This window comes from Cloacibacterium sp. Arc13 (assembly GCF_041431305.1).
Classification (GTDB): Bacteria; Bacteroidota; Bacteroidia; order Flavobacteriales; family Weeksellaceae; genus Cloacibacterium; species Cloacibacterium caeni_B.
The window spans coordinates 79,254-96,070 of the sequence record NZ_JASMRM010000003.1 but is presented as its reverse complement, the minus strand read 5'-3'; the positions used below and the strand labels follow the sequence as shown (position 1 = coordinate 96,070).

The following is a 16,817-nucleotide window of genomic DNA, read 5'->3' as shown; positions in this document are numbered from 1 at the left end:
TTTCTGAAAAGAAAGGTTTTTTTCTTACAAAAATATAAAGAATGAATACTCAATTATCCTATGTTCACGGCGATTCTTCTATTCCACTTTTAGGAGAATCTATTGGCGAAAATCTAAAGAAAACAGTAGAAAGATTTCCTAAAAATGATGCTCTAATTTGTTCACATCAGAATTATAGAGCTACTTACGAAGAATTTTATGAGCAAACTTCGCAAGTAGCCAAAGCAATTCTACATCTAGGTGCAAAACCAGGGGATAGAGTTGGAATTTGGTCTCCCAATCGTTATGAATGGGTTTTATTGCAATATGCAACTGCCAGAATTGGGGTGATTTTGGTTAACATTAATCCTGCTTACAGAACCAGTGAACTGATTTTTGTATTGAATCAATCTCAAATCAAATATATTTTTGCTTCCTTGAGTTTCAAAACCAGCAATTATAAAAAAATGGTAGATGATGCTCGAGAATTTACCTCAACACTAGTAGATGAAGTCTTTTTTGATGAAAATTGGGATGATTTTCTAAAAGGGGCGGCTCACATTTCTGATGAAGAACTTCAAAATTATGAAAACCAAATTCAGTTTGACGACCCTGTAAATATTCAATACACTTCTGGAACTACAGGTTTCCCAAAAGGAGTTACGCTTTCTCATCATAACATTTTGAATAATGGATATTTCATTGGCATCAGACTTCATTATACCGAAAAAGATAGAGTTTGTATTCCTGTTCCGTTTTATCATTGTTTCGGAATGGTGATTGGAAATTTATGTTGTACCGCTCACGGTTCTACCATGGTAATTCCAAATGACAGTTTTGACCCAAAACTTACACTAGAAGTAGTAGAAAAAGAAAAATGCACTTCACTTTATGGCGTTCCTACTATGTTTATCGCTACTTTGCATGAACTGGATTTAAAAAATTATGATCTTTCGAGCCTTAGAACGGGGGTTATGGCAGGAGCAGTTTGTCCACCAGAAGTGATGAAAAGAGTAGAAAACCAAATGAACATGAAAGAAGTTACCATTTGCTACGGAATGACGGAAACTTCGCCGGTTTCTACTCAGACTAAAATTGGAACTCCTTTTGAAAAACAAATTCACTCAGTAGGAACCATTCATGACCATTTAGAAATTAAAATCATCAATCCAGAAACGGGTAAAATTGTGAACAGAGGCGAAAATGGAGAACTCTGTACTAGAGGTTACTCTGTAATGTTGAAATATTGGGATAATCCAGAAGCAACCCATCAAGTTTTAGACAGCGCAAGATGGATGCATACTGGCGATCTTGCCATGATGGACGAAGAAGGCTACATTCATATTTCTGGAAGAATTAAAGACTTGATTATACGAGGAGGGGAAAACATTTCGCCTAAAGAAATTGAAGATTTTTTATATCAATATCCTAATGTTTTAGACGCTCAAGTTATTGGCGTTCCGAGTGAAAAATTCGGGGAGGAAGTAATGGCTTGGATTAAAGTAAGAGAAGGATTTTCTTTAACCGAAGAAGAACTTGTCAACTTCTGCAAAGGACAAATTGCCCATTATAAAGTTCCCAAATACTGGAAATTCGTACAAGAATTCCCAATGACGATTTCTGGAAAAGTAAGAAAAGTAGAAATGCGCGAAATGGCAATTAAAGAACTCGGGTTAGGCAAAAAATAAATCGAAATATTCAAAAACAAAAGGCTGCAAAATTGCAGCCTTCATTTATTTTATTGTGAAAAAGATTACTCTACACTCACTACTTCTTTGATGCTTGGTACAAATTGTTTGATGGTATTTTCTACACCTAGTTTCATGGTAGAAAAACTCATAGGACAACCAGAACAGTTTCCTTGCAGTTTTACCATTACTCTATTATCAATAACATCTACCAATTCTATATCACCACCATCATTATTTAGAAACGGACGAATACTTTCCAAAGCTTCCATTACTTTGGTTACTATTTCTTCGTGAGTGAGTTTATCTTTATTCATAATTTATTCAAAATTTGTATTCAAAAATTGTAATTGCCCTAATTATTTCTTAGGCGAACAACCTGCCATTGTTGTAATTTTCACCGCTTCAGTTGGTGGTAGATTTTTATTTCTTTCCACTAAGCTTTCTGTCATTTTTTGTGCAGTTTCTTTATAGATTTCTGCAATTTTAGAACCTTCTTGCAGCGCTACTGGTCTACCAACATCTCCCGCTTCTCTGATGCTTTGAATTAAAGGGATTTCACCTAAAACTGGAATTCCTAAATCTTCCGCCATAAACTGAGCGCCTTGTTTTCCGAAGATGTAATATTTATTTTCTGGCAATTCTTCAGGTGTAAAATACGCCATATTTTCAATTAAACCTAAAACTGGAATATTAATGCTTTCCATCGTAAACATAGCGATTCCTTTTTTCACGTCTGCTAAAGCCACATGTTGCGGTGTAGAAACAATTACAGCACCCGTTACAGGAACTTCTTGAATAATCGAAAGGTGAATATCTCCTGTTCCTGGAGGAAGGTCAATCAATAAGAAATCTAGATTTCCCCAAGCTGCATCACGAAGCATTTGGTTCAATGCTTTACTTGCCATAGGTCCTCTCCACACTACTGCTTGATTCGCTCCAGAGAAATAACCAATCGAAAGCATTTTCACGCCGTAATTTTCGATAGGTTTCATCATATTTTTACCATCTACTTCTACAGAAATTGGCTTTTCTGCTTCGGTGTCAAACATGGTAGGAACAGATGGACCATAAATATCAGCATCAAGAACACCTACAGAGAATCCCATTTTTTGTAAAGTCACGGCTAAGTTTGCAGTTACCGTAGATTTTCCTACGCCACCTTTACCAGAAGCAATGGCGATAATATTTTGAATTCCTGGAATTTCTTTTCCTTTGATTTGGTTTTGTTGAACTTGTGAAGGTTCAGGTGAAGTAATTTTAAGTTTCAGCACTACTTGGTCACCAAATTCCGTAGCAAAAGCCTGCTTCATGGCTGCTTCTAGCTTCTTTTTTTCGTGCATTGCTGGAGAATGTGCAATCATATCAATGTACACATCATCACCCATTACTTGGAAGTTTTGTACTAAATCATCTACTTCTATTTCTTTCAGAAACTCCTGAACTCTGGTTTTCGTCAACATAATTTATTGAAATTTTTTGAGATACAAATTTACGTAAAAATAATTAATTTGGAATGAATAAAAATAACAATAATGGTAATTGATAGAATTGATTTACAATAAAAAAACTTCAGATAGTTCCGAAGTTTTTAATTTTATATTTAAATTTTTATAACTCACCACCGTGATTATCGAGCTGTCCTTCCCATTTAGAAACGGCAGAAGTTGCAAGTGCGTTTCCTAAAACATTGGTCATACTTCTTCCCATATCGCAGAAATGGTCAATCGGTAAAATTAAGGCAATTCCTTCTGGCGGAATTCCGAACATAGAACAAGTCGCCACAATAATCACCAAACTCGCTCTTGGAACGCCTGCAATTCCTTTTGAAGTGAGCATTAACACTAAAAGCATAGTAATTTGTTGACCAACTGTCATGTCGATTCCATAAATCTGAGCAATGAAAATAGAGGCAAAAGTCATGTACATCATGCTTCCATCTAAATTGAAAGAATATCCTAATGGTAAAATGAAAGATACAATTCTGTTATTACAACCGAAACGCTCTAATTCTGTTACCAATTTCGGGAAAACTGCTTCTGAACTGGTAGTAGAAAAGGCGATAAGTAAAGGTTCTTTGATTCTTCTTAATAATTCGAATAATCTATTTCCTAAAATGAGGTAACCTACAATACATAAAATCAACCATAAAATAGCTAGTGCAAAGAAGAAATCTCTCAAATAAATTGCGTAAACTTTGAAAATTTCGAAACCATTGGTGGCCACAACTGCTGCAATAGCTCCCAAAACACCAAGTGGAGCAAACCACATAATATAACCTACCATTTTTAGAATAGCATGCGCACAAACATCTAAAAATTTGATTACAGGTTTAGAATATTCATCTCCCAAATGAGAAAGGGCAATCCCAAACATGATAGAAAACAATACAATTTGCAAAACTTCATTGGTAGCAAAAGCTTCGAAAACGCTTTTTGGCACTACGTGTTTCACAAAATCTTCCAGAGAAAATCCTTTAGAATTATCCAAGATTTCTTTAGCAGAATTGGCATCTTGAATAGGCAATTTGGTAACGTGACCAGGTTCTAACCAATTTACCAAAACCAAACCTAACAAAAGCGAAACCAAAGAAGCGGTAATAAACCAGAGCATTGCTTTACCACCAACTCTGCCAATCATTGCAGTATCTCCCATTTTTGCAATTCCCACAACCAATGTAGTGAAAACCAATGGTGCGATAATCATCTGCACTAATCTAATGAAGATGGTTCCGAGAAGTTTTATATTTTTAGAAAAAGATTCTGTATTTTCTGGAAACTGAGTGTGAACTACTCCACCAATAATTACCCCTAAAACTAAAGCAATGATAATTGCAAAGAAAAGTTTGTTTTGTCCTTTCATATATTGATTTTCTATAGAATACAAATATAGTTTTTTTAATGAAATATTGGTAATTGTTTTGAAGCGGTATTTCTGGACAAGCGATAGCAGTGGAAATCCTTTTTCGGTGGCGGCAGCTTTGCTGCCGCCACCGAAAAAGATTGTAACGAATAGCGCGGTCCCGAAAATTTCTTGATTGGCAAAAGCTTTGGATAAATTTTCGGGATGGCCCAAAATAAAAAATCCCGAAAAAATTCGGGATTATAAATTTATATTCGAGACTTGAATTAAGCTCTTAAATATCTAGCATATGCGTAACCTTCTTCTCCGTCTTTGGTTTTAATTTTCCACCAATCACTAGAAGATTGTTCTACTAGAGTTACTACTTCGCCTTTTGCAGCTTTTCCTAAAATTACTCCTTCTATAGAAGGTTCCTGCCTGATGTTCAAATTAGAATTTTCTGTATCTACAGTTAATGGAGTTCCTTTAGCTAAACTTGTAATCTCTATATCTATATTAATATCAGAAGCTGAATAAGAGGCATCTATCTCTCCATAAGCATCCCAAACTTTATTTTTTGCAGCGCTTGTAGAAGTATTTCCAGAAATGTAAAGAATGCCATCTTGCTCCACTACCTTTAAGTCATTAATTTCAGCGGACTGTGCAGCCGAAACTACCTTTGAGTATTTATCTTGTAATGACATGGTAATTATTTTTTAACGTTATAATCATAATTTACTTTTCCTACTTTCAGGGCATCTACAGATATTTTAATTTTTCTTGCTTGTTCTGCTGTAACTTCTCCAGTTAAAGTAATTTCGCCATTCACCACGTCCATTTTTACCGATGGAAAATCCTTAATAGCATCTGCTACTTTTTGTTGGGTTTCTTGGTCAATCGCTGTAATCGTCTCCATTACAGGATCAGCAGCTTCTACACTTGCCATATCCATTACATCTCTTACTCCTTTAATATTTTTAATCGCAGCAATGGCAGCATCTTTATCTCCTTGAGAAACAAAAGTTCCGCTTAAATGTGCCACTCCATCTTTTACCTCAACGGAAGTTTCAGGATACGCAGAGATAGCTGTAGTAGATTGTGTAGTCAGTTCTGCATCTGAAACAGATTTTTGACATGAGATGGCTGCAAAAGAAACCACGAAAGCTAAAGCAGTGATTTTAATCGTTTTTTTCATAATGAGAGGATTTTAATGATTATTGTTTCCAAATGTAAAGATAAAAACTAGGTCTGCTTTATACAATTTTTATAAAGTTTTATAAAATTTTTAAAAATTCAAATGAGATTCCAACAAAAAAGCACCAGAATTCTGATGCTTTTTAAATTTATTTTGAATAAATCAATTTTTTATTTTTTTGTTTAAATGATATGATAGTAAACAAACATTTTATAGTACAACTTAGCTGCTAAAAACGCAGTAGGTTTCACGTAAGGAGAATCCATTAACTCTACAATATCAAAATTCTATTAACCAATTATTTATACCCTAAAAGATGCAATACATCTTCTGGTTTTTGCTCTTCGCTGAAAACTTCATATTGTAATTTTCCGTTTTTAGCTTTTTGGATGAGAATATGTTTTGGCTGAGGCAATAAACAGTGATGAACTCCACCAAAACCAGCAATACTCTCTTGATAAGCTCCTGTGTTAAAGAAACCGATGTATAATGGTTTGGTATCGCTGAACACTGGCAAATAAATCGCATTGGCATGTTGCTCAGAATTGTAATAATCATCTGAATCACAAGTTAATCCGCCCAAGAAAACTCTTTCGTAAGAATCTTCCCAACGATTCAGCGGAAACATAATAAAACGCTTTGAAATAGCCCAAGAATCTGGAAGTGTAGTCATGAAAGAAGAGTCTATCATGTTCCATTTTTCTCTGTCGTTTTGGCGTTTTTGAGAAATGATTTTGTATAAATTTCCAGCACTTTCACCTACGGTAAAACTACCAAATTCAGTATAAATGTTTGGTTCTTCTACTCCTTCTTCTTCACAGAATTTTTTGATTTGATACACAATTTCATTTGCCATGTATTCATAATCATAATCAAATTGAAGAGAATTTTTAATTGGGAAACCACCACCAATATTTAGTGAATCTACTTCTGGAGCAATTTTTTTCAATCTTGCATACACTCTCAAACATTTGAAAAGCTCATTCCAATAATACGCAGTATCTTTAATTCCGGTATTGATGAAAAAGTGAAGCATTTTCAACCTTGCATTCGGGTGTTCTGCAATTTTTTGGCTGTAATAAGGGATAATATCTTTGTACCCAATTCCTAATCTGCTGGTATAAAATTCGAATTTCGGTTCTTCTTCCGAAGCAATTCTAATCCCAATGTCAAAGGTAGTATCTATACTTTCGGTTAATTTATCTAATTCTCTGTAATTATCTAAAACAGGAATCACATTTTCAAAACCATTATTGATTAAATCTGAAATTTTAGCCAAATAATCATCGGTTTTGAAACCATTACAAACCACTTCTATTGTCTTATCAATTTTCCCTGTTTCGAATAGGTTTTTAACAATATTCATGTCAAAAGCAGAAGACGTTTCGATAGAAATATCATTCTTAAGTGCTTCTTCTAATACGAAAGAAAAGTGCGAAGATTTGGTACAGTAACAGTATCTGTAAGAATTTTTATATCCATTCTTTTTGATGGCATCTTTAAACCACGTTTTTGCACGCTGAATGTTTTGCGAAATCTTAGGTAAATAACTGAATTTCAACGGAGTTCCGAATTTTTCTACCAAGTCCATCAAAGGAATATCATGAAAGTACAACTGTTGATCCTCATACTTAAATTCCTCTTGCGGAAAGTAAAGTGTTTGGTCAATAAGTTCAGCATATTTTATCTTCATTTATTGCAAAAATTTAAGACTACAAAAATGCGAAAAAAGATTGGATTTTTTGAGTTAAAAATTCACAAATTTAGTTTCCGATAAAAATCAATACATCACCATTTTCATACGTGATTTCTACGGTGTTTTCTCGGGCAAAATTTCGGGTTCCTACTCTTCTGGTTAAGCTCAATTCTTCGTTAAAGAGCTCCCAGTTAAGACCTTTAGTCGAAATTTTTTCTGCAAAAGGAAATGGCAAAAGCGAAATCATCTTTCCTTCTACCTCGTGAATTTTAAAATTTTTTGGAATGAAAAAATATCTGGAAAACTCGTCAAAAAAAGTGATTTCCATTTCATTTTTAAAGAGAAAAGCTACGTGAAGATTTCCTAAAAAGTGGTCTTGTTCACCACCGCTTCCTCCGTAAACGTCTACTTTTTTTACTCCATTTTTTTTGAGAATATCTAAAGCTTTTTGAAAATCTGTAAAATCTTGGTCTGGAGTATGAATGAATTTTTCGTGGTAAATATTTTCGTCACTGCCTTCATGAGAATCAAAATCTCCTGAAATAAAATCAAGTTTATCCAGAGGGAAATTTTTATCTTTTAAATAATGAAAAGCTCCATCGCTACAAGCCATCACATCATAACCTTCCAAATGAGGAAGTTCATTAGGAGGCGTTCCGTTGATGAAAAGTAGGGCAGATTTTATCACAGATTTTATAATTGTTTAGAGCGTTTTACTTAGCTCTTTCTGAAGGATTCCAGTATTCTTCTTTTTCTCCAGAAATTTTAGAAATATATCTTGCCAAAATAAACAGATAATCAGACAATCTATTGAGATATTTGATGAGTTCTGGTCTTACTTCTTCGGTTTCATTGAGATGAACCATAGCGCGTTCTGCTCTTCTGCAAACCGTTCTACAAACGTGAATACATGCAACAGCTTTTCCACCGCTTGGTAAAATAAAGAATTGTAAAGGTTCTAATTCTGCATCTAAATCATCCATCCAGTGTTCTAATTCTGATATTTCTTCTTCAGAAATCATTAAATCTAAACGATTTTTTCCGTTGGCTAAAATCAGTTTATCTGTTGGTGTTGCTGCTTCTGAACCTACAGTAAACAAATCAAACTGAATTTTTTGCAGCTGATTCAATACTTTTTCATCAGAAATTTCGGCTTTTGCCAAACCAATAAAAGCATTGAGTTCGTCTAAAGTCCCGTAAGATTCTACTCTTGCAGCAGCTTTAGAAACTCTAGTTCCTCCGTATAAAGAAGTTTCGCCTTTATCGCCAGTTTTGGTGTAGATTTTCATAAAATTGATGGATGTTGAAAGTTAGATGATGGATGTTTAGAATTTTTCAAATCTAAAATTCTCACCCAAATAAGCTTGTCTTACTTGTGGATCATTGGCTAAATCTTCTGGAACACCTTCTTTTAAGATGTTTCCTTCGAACATGATGTAGGTTTTATTGGTAATCGCTAAAGTTTGTTGTACGTTGTGGTCGGTTATCAAAACACCGATGTCTTTTTTCACCAAACTTCTAATGATTTTCTGAATATCTTCCACAGCAATTGGGTCTACTCCTGCAAAAGGTTCGTCAAGAAGAATAAAATCTGGGTCTGTTGCGAGACATCGCGCGATTTCGGTTCTACGTCTTTCACCACCTGAAAGTAAATCTCCACGGTTTTTGCGAACGTGTTCTAAAGAAAATTCTTCGATGAGTTCATTGGTTCTGCGGATTTGTTCTTCTTTAGATTTATTGGTGAGTTGTAAAACTCCCAAAATATTATCTTCTACTGACAATTTTCTAAAAACAGATGCTTCCTGAGCCAAATAACCAATTCCTTTTTGCGCACGTTTATACATGGCATCATTGGTAATATCTTTTCCGTCAAGCGTAATTTTGCCAGAAGTAGGTTTTACCAATCCCACAATCATGTAGAAAGTTGTAGTTTTTCCCGCACCATTTGGTCCAAGTAAACCTACAATTTCTCCTTTTTTTACTTCTACGGAAACGCCTTTTACTACTTTTTTGGGTCCGTATTCTTTAATTAAATTTTCGCCACGTAAAATCATAGAGACAAAGATATGAAAAAAGTCAGAAGTATGAAGTTGGAAGTTGGAAGTCTTAAAATTGCAAATCTTAAGTTAAAAAAATGGAAGTTTTCAAATTACGAAACCCTTTCTGCGTTTTTTGTATGTACATAAAACGCAGAAAGGGTTGGTTATATTTTTTACTGTAAGTTATTTTTAGAAAAATAGGTTCTAAAAAATCCTGAACTTGCGCCCCGACTTGAGTGGAGCTCTTTTTGTTTTTTATAGATTCTTCGACTTCGCTCAGAATGACAAAAAAACAAAAAAGCGGGAACGGAAGGCGGATTAAGGCGCCCTATTGATTTAAAAGAATAGCAGCTTCTTTGGCAGCATAAGTGAAAATCATATCTGCACCAGCTCTTTTAATACAAGTAAGGCTTTCTATAATGGCTTTGTCATTATCTAACCAACCATTTTGAGCAGCCGCTTTCAACATTGCGTATTCTCCGCTTACATTATAAACTGCGATTGGCAAATCTATCTCTTGACGAACTTTTGCTACAATATCTAAATACGGAAGACCCGGTTTTATCATAATAATGTCTGCACCTTCTTCGATGTCTTTGTACACTTCATTTAAGGCCTCTCTAGAATTATGAAAATCCATTTGGTAACTCTTTTTATCCTTTGGAATTTCCTGAAAATCTTTTGGAGCAGAATCTAACGCACTTCTGAAAGGTCCGTAAAATGAACTTGCATATTTTGCAGCGTAGCTCAAAATTCCTACGTTGGTATGACCTGTTTCTTCTAAAGCTTGACGAATTGCAGCAACTCTACCATCCATCATATCACTTGGCGCTACAACATCTGCACCTGCTTCTGCGTGAGAAACAGACATCCTTGCCAAAGCATCATTAGTGGCATCATTATCTACTTGTCCGTTGGTAATAATTCCGTCGTGACCATAGATTGAATAAGGGTCTAAAGCAACATCTGGCATTACAATCATCTCAGGAATAGCATTTTTAATTTCTCTGATGGTTCTTTGCATCAAACCATGCGGATTCCAAGCTTCGGTTCCGAGATTGTCTTTTAAATTTTCTGGAACTTTCATGTATATGTTCACCGCTTTCACTCCCAGTGAAAAAAGTTCTTTACATTCTTTCACCGTTAAATCTACTGTTCTGCGGAAAATTCCCGGCATTGATGGAATAGCTTCCTGTGCGTTTTCGCCTTCCATTACGAACATGGGCATTACAAAATCATTGGTAGTGAGTACTGTTTCTCTCACAAGACTTCTGATGCTTTCGTTAGTACGTAATCTTCTATTTCTTGAAAAAATTATCATTTTTGGAACAAAGTTTGTTTTATACTTTGCAAATTTAGTTATTTATAACTATTGTGTATATCAATTCGTTTAAATAAATTTGTATATTCTTTGAGATAAGAATGAATTAAGTAAAATGAAAAAAACTTTATATTTTATATTATTTTCGGTAGGTCTATTAATGTTTTCGGGCGAAGCAAAAGCTCAACAAACATTAAGAGAACCTCTTTCTGATTCTCAAAAATCTGATGATGGAGTTTTAGTCGCTTATCCTAATCCTACAAGAGATTTTATCATTGTAAAAGCTAAAAACCCAATGCTAAAGGTAAAATCCGTAACTTTTTACTCTATTATCGGGACTCAAGTTTCAGAAACAATGGTGAACATGAACACCGCCGAAATTAGATTAGACAAACTGAAACCTGGCAAATATTTAATGAAATACACTTTGTCAGACAATACCCAAAAGGTAACGCAAGTAGTAAAACAGCAATAATTTTTTAAATCATAAAAAAGAAAAACCATCGAAGTTCGATGGTTTTTTATTTTTGGAAATTTCTAAAGATTAGTAACCTCCAGAAACTTCTTCGTTTTTAATTAATGCTTTTGCAGAAGATGTTCCTATTCTTTTTACGCCTAGGTTAATCATATATTCTGCTTCTTCTGGTGTTCTAACACCACCTGCAGCTTTTACAGGAAGTGAACCTGCGTTTTCTAGCATGATTTTAATTCCTTCTACAGTTGCTCCATTTGGTTTTCCGCCTTCAGTTTGGTAGAAACCTGTAGATGATTTCACAAATATTCTGTGTAAATCTTCTGCTATGAAGTTTTCTTCAGCCCAAGTTGAGATTTTTTTGGTAATATCTGCAATTTGCTCATCGGTAAGCGCTGCGATTTCAATAATCCATTTTGCAATTTTACCATTATCTAAGCAAAGTTTTGTACAATCTACAAATTCTGATTTCACAGCATCTACTTCACCATTTTTGTACGCTTCATAATTGATTACGAAATCTAATTCATCTACTCCATCTTCGATTGCTTTTTGAGCTTCAGCTAATTTATGTTCTTTAGAATAAGTTCCTTCGTGGAAACCGATTACAGTACCGATGACTACGTTAGAATTTTGTTCTGTAAGGAATTGCTTCATTTTTTTAACATAATCAGGTCTTATCATTACTGCAAAAATGTCATTTTCGATGGCTTCTTTGGCAAGATTAATTACCGTTTCTAGCGTTTGTTCTTCGGTAAGACCAGATTGAGCTGGAGTTTTTAGATAAGTAGAATCTAAATAAGTGTTGATTTTCATAACGTTACACTTTTAATTGTCTGTTAATACTTTGCTCCAAAGATATGAAAGTTTCTGTTCTTGTAACGCCTTTTAGCTTCTGTATTTTGCTTAAAATTTGCATGAGATGATCATTATCAATACAAAGTACTTTAAGGAAAACCGTCCAATTACCTGTAGTATAATGAGCTTCTACGATTTCATTAATTTCGTTCAGAGATTTAATCAGTTCTTGGAAATGACTTGGTTGATCCATGTAAACGCCGATGTAAGAAACTACTTTGTAACCTATTTTTCTTGGATTAAGAAAAGATACAGAATTTTCTATTACGCCTGCGGTTTCTAGTTTTTTTATTCTCTGATGTACAGCAGTGGTAGAAATACCAATGTTTTTAGAAATTTGAGCCAAAGATGTTTTGGCATTGTCCATGAGCATATAGATTATTTTTTTATCTATTGCATCTAGCTTGTAACCTACTTCTGTAACGCTTTTCATTTTTAATTTAATTGTCTTTTGTTTCTAAAATTGTATAAACGGGATAATGATCACTATACCCACCAAGATATCTGGTCCCTGCAAAAGTTCTAAAAGGCCTTCCTTTAAACTTTTTGTCCCAATTACTTAATTTTTCTGAATTAAAGACTACAGCACTTTTAAATGCTAATGAAGAAATAGGCAAAAAGAAATGATTAGAAAATAGAATCTGATCGAACAACAGTCCCTGGTTGTAGTGAAACGTAGAATAGATTTTATTATTGTACAATTCTATGTATGGATTCACTAAGATTTTATCAACTCCATTGTCATATAATAAATTATTTAGATTTTCTTCAATCGGGTCATCGTTAAAATCTCCACAAATTATTACAGGTTCTTCTTTTTCTAATAATGTGAGAACTCTTTCTTTAATTGAATGAAGAATGTAATCTCTTTTGGGTTTGTTTACATCTTTTTCTCTTTTTGAAGGAAGATGTGCCACAAAAACATTGAGCAATTCATCATTGTATTTCAATTTACAAAAAAGAACATCTCTTGTCGTATCATAATACTCATCTTGCTCTTCATTCACTCCCTCGAAAATAAAAGAAATAGCTTCAGAATCTACTAATTCTATTTTTCTCTTATCATACAGAAGCGCTGTGTCTACGCCTCTTTCATCTAAAGAATTATAATGAACAAAATCATAATTTTGAAGGGGTTCTTGTTGAATTAAATCTTGTAAAACTTCTTCATTATTCACTTCACACAAACCTACAATCATTGGAAGCACCGCTTCTTTTTCTTCGATTAGCCTAAAAACATTGGCAATTTTTCGAAGTTTATTCTGATACTTTCTTTCGTCCCAATTCCTTAATCCAGAAATGGTAGGATCTAAAAAATGTGTTGGTTTAGGGTCTGGAGAAAACAAGTTTTCTACATTATAGAACATGACAAGTTCTTTTTTCAAAAAATTCTCCATAGCCTTGCCTCAATTTTTCGGATTGTAAATTTAGTAAAAATAATTTATTATGATTAGAAATCTTTTAATAAATCTGGTCTTTTCTGCTGGGTAATTTCTATTGCTTTCTGATGTCTCCATTCTTCAATTTTCCCAAAATTACCGCTTAAAAGTATTTCTGGAACTCGCATTCCTTTATAAACCTCTGGTTTGGTATAAATAGGCGGAGAAAGCAAATCATCTTGAAAACTATCCGTCAAAGCAGATTGTTCATCATTTAAAACGCCTGGCAAAAGACGAATAATTGCATCAGCAACCACACAAGCTGCCAGTTCGCCGCCAGTTAGCACAAAATCACCAATCGAAATCTCTCTGGTAATGTGTAAATCTCTAATTCTTTGGTCTATTCCTTTATAATGACCACAAAGCAGAATTAAATTTTTCTTCAGCGAGTAAGAATTCGCTATTTTTTGGTTAAAAGTTTCTCCATCTGGAGTTAAGTAAATAATATCATCATACTCTCTCTCAGATTTTAACTGAGAAATACATAAATCTAATGGTTCACACATCATCACCATTCCAGCGCCACCACCATACACAGTATCATCTATTTGACGATGTTTGTTAAATGCAAAATCACGAACATTATGAAAATGAACTTCTGCCAAACCTTTTTCCATTGCTCTTTTCAAGATGGAAGTTTTGAAAGGACTTTCTAATAAATCAGGAACTGCACTTATAATATCTATTCTCATTGTTCGGTTTTATTTTTTTTATTCGGGATAATGATTAAGCGAAGCGATGAATCTCTATTAATGTAACTCCACATCCAATTGAAGAAAATGGCAAGTTTATTTCTCACACTTAAAATCAACATTAAATGAAGAAACATCCAAAAATACCACGCAAAAATACCTTGAAATTTAAATTTCGGCAAATCTACTACCGCTCTATGTTTCCCGATGGTTGCCATGCTTCCTTTGTCATCATATTCGTAGGGTTGCCATTCATTCTCTGATTTTTTCAAGAAATTTTTAGCCAAATTTTTTCCTTGATTAATCGCTACATTCGCCACTTGAGGATGACCATTTGGATATTTCGGGGTTTCCATGTAGGCAATATCTCCTATCGCATAAATATTATCAAATCCTACTATTTTATTATATCGGTCTACAATGTACCTGTTGTTTTTAATGGAATTTTCGGTTAATCCTTCAATAATATTCCCAGTTACACCAGCTGCCCAAATCACATTATTACTCGGAATGATATTCCCAGAACTTAGATAAACTCTATCGCCATCATAATCCGTAACTCTATCATTTGAGATAAATCTCACGCCCAAATCTTTCAAATATTGTTCAGATTTTTCCTGAGATTCTTCGCTCATTACCGCCAAAGGTTTTTCGGTAGAACTCACCAAAATAATTTCTAAATCATCAAAATTCATTCTAGGATAATCTCTCGGCAAGATTTCTCTTTTCATCTCAGCAAAAGCTCCCGCCAATTCCACACCAGTTGGTCCAGAACCTACGATTACGATGTTCCAATTGCCATCATCACTTCTACTTTTTTCAATGATGAGTTTTTCAAAAGTGAGCAAAACATGGTTTCTTATAGAAATTGCTTCTTGTGTATTTTTCATACCAAAAGCCAGATTTTCCATTTTTTGATTTCCAAAGAAATTCGTTTTACAACCAGTTGCAATCACCAATTTATCATAGTGAAAAACATGGTCTTCTGTAATAATTTTATTTTCCGAAGGAATAATCCGTTTCACTTCCGTCATTCTAAACTGAATATTTTTAGAACGCTGAAAAATCTTTCTAAAAGGAAACGAAATATTAGAAGGCTCAATTCTTCCGCAAGCTACTTGATAAAATAACGGTTGAAACATATGATGATTCGCCTTGTCAATCATCACCAATTTCTTGGTACGATTGCCATTAAGTTTTTTAGCGAATTGCAATCCTGCAAAACCACCACCGATGACGATTATTTTATCTCTAATTTCCATAAGATTCTGGCAAAATTACTGAATTTATTTTCTAAAAATTTTACTTTTGCAAAACTTATGTCAAAAACCAATCCAAAAGCTACTAAAAGAAAAAAAATCCATAAAACCAGACGAAAAAATTATCTTTTTCGCAGATATATTTTGTTAGCAATTTTAGGATTGACCTTGCTCGGAACTGGACTTTACCTCAGAGACAAAGTGGCATTTTATTACGCCATGTATTTTGAGAAATTTGTACATAAAAATTTAAAAAATTCCGAAGAAGAAACCGCCAGAATCAATAAAATCATCACTGAATATAATGACAAAATTTTTGGTTTCGATATTTCTCATTATCAGCACAAACGAGACATAAAATGGGACAGCCTCACTATCGCCAATGGTTCTATCCCATTGGAATTTGTGATTATGAGAGCTTCAATGGGAAATCGAAAAAAAGATAAACATTTTGATGATTTTTGGGAATTAGCCAAAGAAAATAATCTTACAAGAGGTGCTTATCATTTTTATCGTGCAGACGAAGACCCTATTTTACAAGCCAATAATTTCTTAGAAAGTGTAAATCTAGAAAGCGGAGATTTACGACCTGTTTTAGACATCGAAAGAATTCCCAGAAGAAAATCTAAGGAAAAACTAATAGAGGATTTAAAGGTTTGGTGCAAAATCATAGAAGAAAAATATGGTGAAAAACCCATTATCTATACTTACTACCATTATTACAAAGATTACTTGCGAGGCGAGTTTGACGATTATCCACTTTGGTTAGCCAACTACAATGATGTTTTAGTTCCTTCGGAAGAAGACTCGTGGAAAATGTGGCAATTCACGGAAAAAGGCATCGTAAAAGGAATTAATGTAAAAGTTGACCTTAATATTTATAATGGAAATTCTTGGAGTTTCAGCGAATTAAAACTTGATTAAAGAAAAATAGAATGATAGTAGAACAATTAAAAAACACACCAGAAGAATTGGCTTTCAGCAACGTAATCGCCTATATAGATGAACATTACGAATTTACACCCACCAAATTCACCAATGGAAATACGGTAAACGAAGCCAATCAAAATAATGGCTCTTGCAAAGTTTTCAGTTTTGCCAAAATCAACCAACTTTCTAAAGAAAAGACGCTTTTATTATTTAGCGAGTTTTACAGAGAAGACGTTTTGAAAAATCCAGAAGGAACAGACCATCAAAATATTAGAAATTTCATGAAATTTGGCTGGGAAGGAATTGTTTTCGAAGGAGAAGCTTTGAAGAAAAAATAAATCTTTCCACAATAAAATTTATTCCCATTTCATTTTTTGTACTTTCGCAATCTCAACCTTAACCTTTTCC

19 protein-coding genes and 1 pseudogene are annotated in these 16,817 nt (G+C 33.9%); 4 read left to right on the top strand and 16 right to left on the bottom strand.

What is annotated here, in order from left to right:
* The first annotated feature begins 41 nt into the window (after nt 1-41).
* Nucleotides 42-1,667, top strand: a complete 1,626-nt coding sequence (locus tag QO190_RS04125; protein WP_371461922.1) for an AMP-binding protein — start codon at nt 42-44, stop codon at nt 1,665-1,667.
* A gap of 65 nt (nt 1,668-1,732) precedes the next feature.
* On the opposite strand, the gene QO190_RS04120 is transcribed toward QO190_RS04125, so the two are convergent.
* The 11 genes and pseudogenes from QO190_RS04120 to hemB all read right to left on the bottom strand — a co-directional run bounded on the left by QO190_RS04120 (nt 1,733) and on the right by hemB (nt 10,759).
* Entirely contained in the window at nt 1,733-1,984 is a 252-nt protein-coding gene (locus tag QO190_RS04120; RefSeq protein WP_371461921.1) for a NifU family protein, read from the bottom strand.
* 42 nt (nt 1,985-2,026) lie between these two features.
* Complete coding sequence (locus QO190_RS04115) at nt 2,027-3,130, bottom strand: Mrp/NBP35 family ATP-binding protein (RefSeq protein ID WP_371461920.1); 1,104 nt, start codon at nt 3,128-3,130, stop codon at nt 2,027-2,029.
* A gap of 148 nt (nt 3,131-3,278) precedes the next feature.
* Entirely contained in the window at nt 3,279-4,529 is a 1,251-nt protein-coding gene (locus QO190_RS04110) for a dicarboxylate/amino acid:cation symporter (protein WP_371461997.1), read from the bottom strand.
* A gap of 266 nt (nt 4,530-4,795) precedes the next feature.
* A complete protein-coding gene (locus tag QO190_RS04105; RefSeq protein WP_371461919.1) occupies nt 4,796-5,212 on the bottom strand; it encodes an SH3 domain-containing protein in 417 nt (138 codons plus the stop codon).
* 5 nt (nt 5,213-5,217) lie between these two features.
* Nucleotides 5,218-5,703, bottom strand: a complete 486-nt coding sequence (locus QO190_RS04100) for a BON domain-containing protein (protein ID WP_371461918.1) — start codon at nt 5,701-5,703, stop codon at nt 5,218-5,220.
* Nucleotides 5,704-5,885: 182 nt separating this feature from the next.
* A pseudogene (locus QO190_RS04095) lies at nt 5,886-5,987 on the bottom strand (agmatinase); the annotation flags it as partial.
* Nucleotides 5,988-6,001: 14 nt separating this feature from the next.
* Entirely contained in the window at nt 6,002-7,396 is a 1,395-nt protein-coding gene (locus tag QO190_RS04090; protein WP_371461917.1) for an arginine decarboxylase, read from the bottom strand.
* Between the two features lie 70 nt (nt 7,397-7,466).
* Nucleotides 7,467-8,087, bottom strand: coding sequence for a thiamine diphosphokinase (locus QO190_RS04085; protein WP_371461916.1), 621 nt, complete (start codon nt 8,085-8,087; stop codon nt 7,467-7,469).
* A gap of 25 nt (nt 8,088-8,112) precedes the next feature.
* Nucleotides 8,113-8,688 (bottom strand): cob(I)yrinic acid a,c-diamide adenosyltransferase, encoded by a 576-nt coding sequence (locus QO190_RS04080; RefSeq protein ID WP_371461915.1) that lies wholly within the window; start codon nt 8,686-8,688, stop codon nt 8,113-8,115.
* Between the two features lie 36 nt (nt 8,689-8,724).
* Complete coding sequence (lptB, locus tag QO190_RS04075; RefSeq protein ID WP_069799466.1) at nt 8,725-9,453, bottom strand: LPS export ABC transporter ATP-binding protein; 729 nt, start codon at nt 9,451-9,453, stop codon at nt 8,725-8,727.
* 313 nt (nt 9,454-9,766) lie between these two features.
* A complete protein-coding gene (gene hemB / locus QO190_RS04070) occupies nt 9,767-10,759 on the bottom strand; it encodes a porphobilinogen synthase (RefSeq protein WP_371461914.1) in 993 nt (330 codons plus the stop codon).
* A gap of 115 nt (nt 10,760-10,874) precedes the next feature.
* Between hemB and QO190_RS04065 the strand changes: the two genes are divergently transcribed.
* Nucleotides 10,875-11,234 carry a T9SS type A sorting domain-containing protein gene (locus QO190_RS04065; protein ID WP_371461913.1) on the top strand — a complete coding sequence of 120 codons (360 nt, stop codon included), beginning with the start codon at nt 10,875-10,877 and terminating at the stop codon, nt 11,232-11,234.
* 69 nt (nt 11,235-11,303) lie between these two features.
* Here the strand turns inward: QO190_RS04065 and deoC are convergent, their stop codons facing one another.
* From deoC to QO190_RS04040, 5 genes are read right to left on the bottom strand one after another with little or no spacing between them, the layout of a single operon-like run.
* Nucleotides 11,304-12,047, bottom strand: a complete 744-nt coding sequence (gene deoC, locus QO190_RS04060; protein ID WP_371461912.1) for a deoxyribose-phosphate aldolase — start codon at nt 12,045-12,047, stop codon at nt 11,304-11,306.
* Between the two features lie 4 nt (nt 12,048-12,051).
* Nucleotides 12,052-12,522: an Lrp/AsnC family transcriptional regulator gene (locus tag QO190_RS04055; RefSeq protein WP_069799474.1), complete on the bottom strand. Its 471-nt coding sequence runs from the start codon at nt 12,520-12,522 to the stop codon at nt 12,052-12,054.
* 7 nt (nt 12,523-12,529) lie between these two features.
* Complete coding sequence (locus tag QO190_RS04050; RefSeq protein WP_371481261.1) at nt 12,530-13,486, bottom strand: endonuclease/exonuclease/phosphatase family protein; 957 nt, start codon at nt 13,484-13,486, stop codon at nt 12,530-12,532.
* A gap of 53 nt (nt 13,487-13,539) precedes the next feature.
* Nucleotides 13,540-14,220, bottom strand: a complete 681-nt coding sequence (trmD, locus tag QO190_RS04045) for a tRNA (guanosine(37)-N1)-methyltransferase TrmD (protein ID WP_371461910.1) — start codon at nt 14,218-14,220, stop codon at nt 13,540-13,542.
* The gene (locus QO190_RS04040; protein ID WP_371461909.1) at nt 14,217-15,482 is read right to left on the bottom strand and encodes an NAD(P)/FAD-dependent oxidoreductase; all 1,266 of its coding nucleotides are present in this window, start codon (nt 15,480-15,482) and stop codon (nt 14,217-14,219) included. Before QO190_RS04040 ends, trmD begins: the two co-directional genes overlap by 4 nt.
* 57 nt (nt 15,483-15,539) lie before the next feature.
* Here QO190_RS04040 and QO190_RS04035 point away from each other — a divergent pair, with 57 nt between their 5' ends.
* Entirely contained in the window at nt 15,540-16,403 is an 864-nt protein-coding gene (locus QO190_RS04035; RefSeq protein WP_371461908.1) for a GH25 family lysozyme, read from the top strand.
* A gap of 11 nt (nt 16,404-16,414) precedes the next feature.
* A complete protein-coding gene (locus QO190_RS04030) occupies nt 16,415-16,747 on the top strand; it encodes a HopJ type III effector protein (protein WP_371461907.1) in 333 nt (110 codons plus the stop codon).
* Nucleotides 16,748-16,817: the final 70 nt, after the last annotated feature.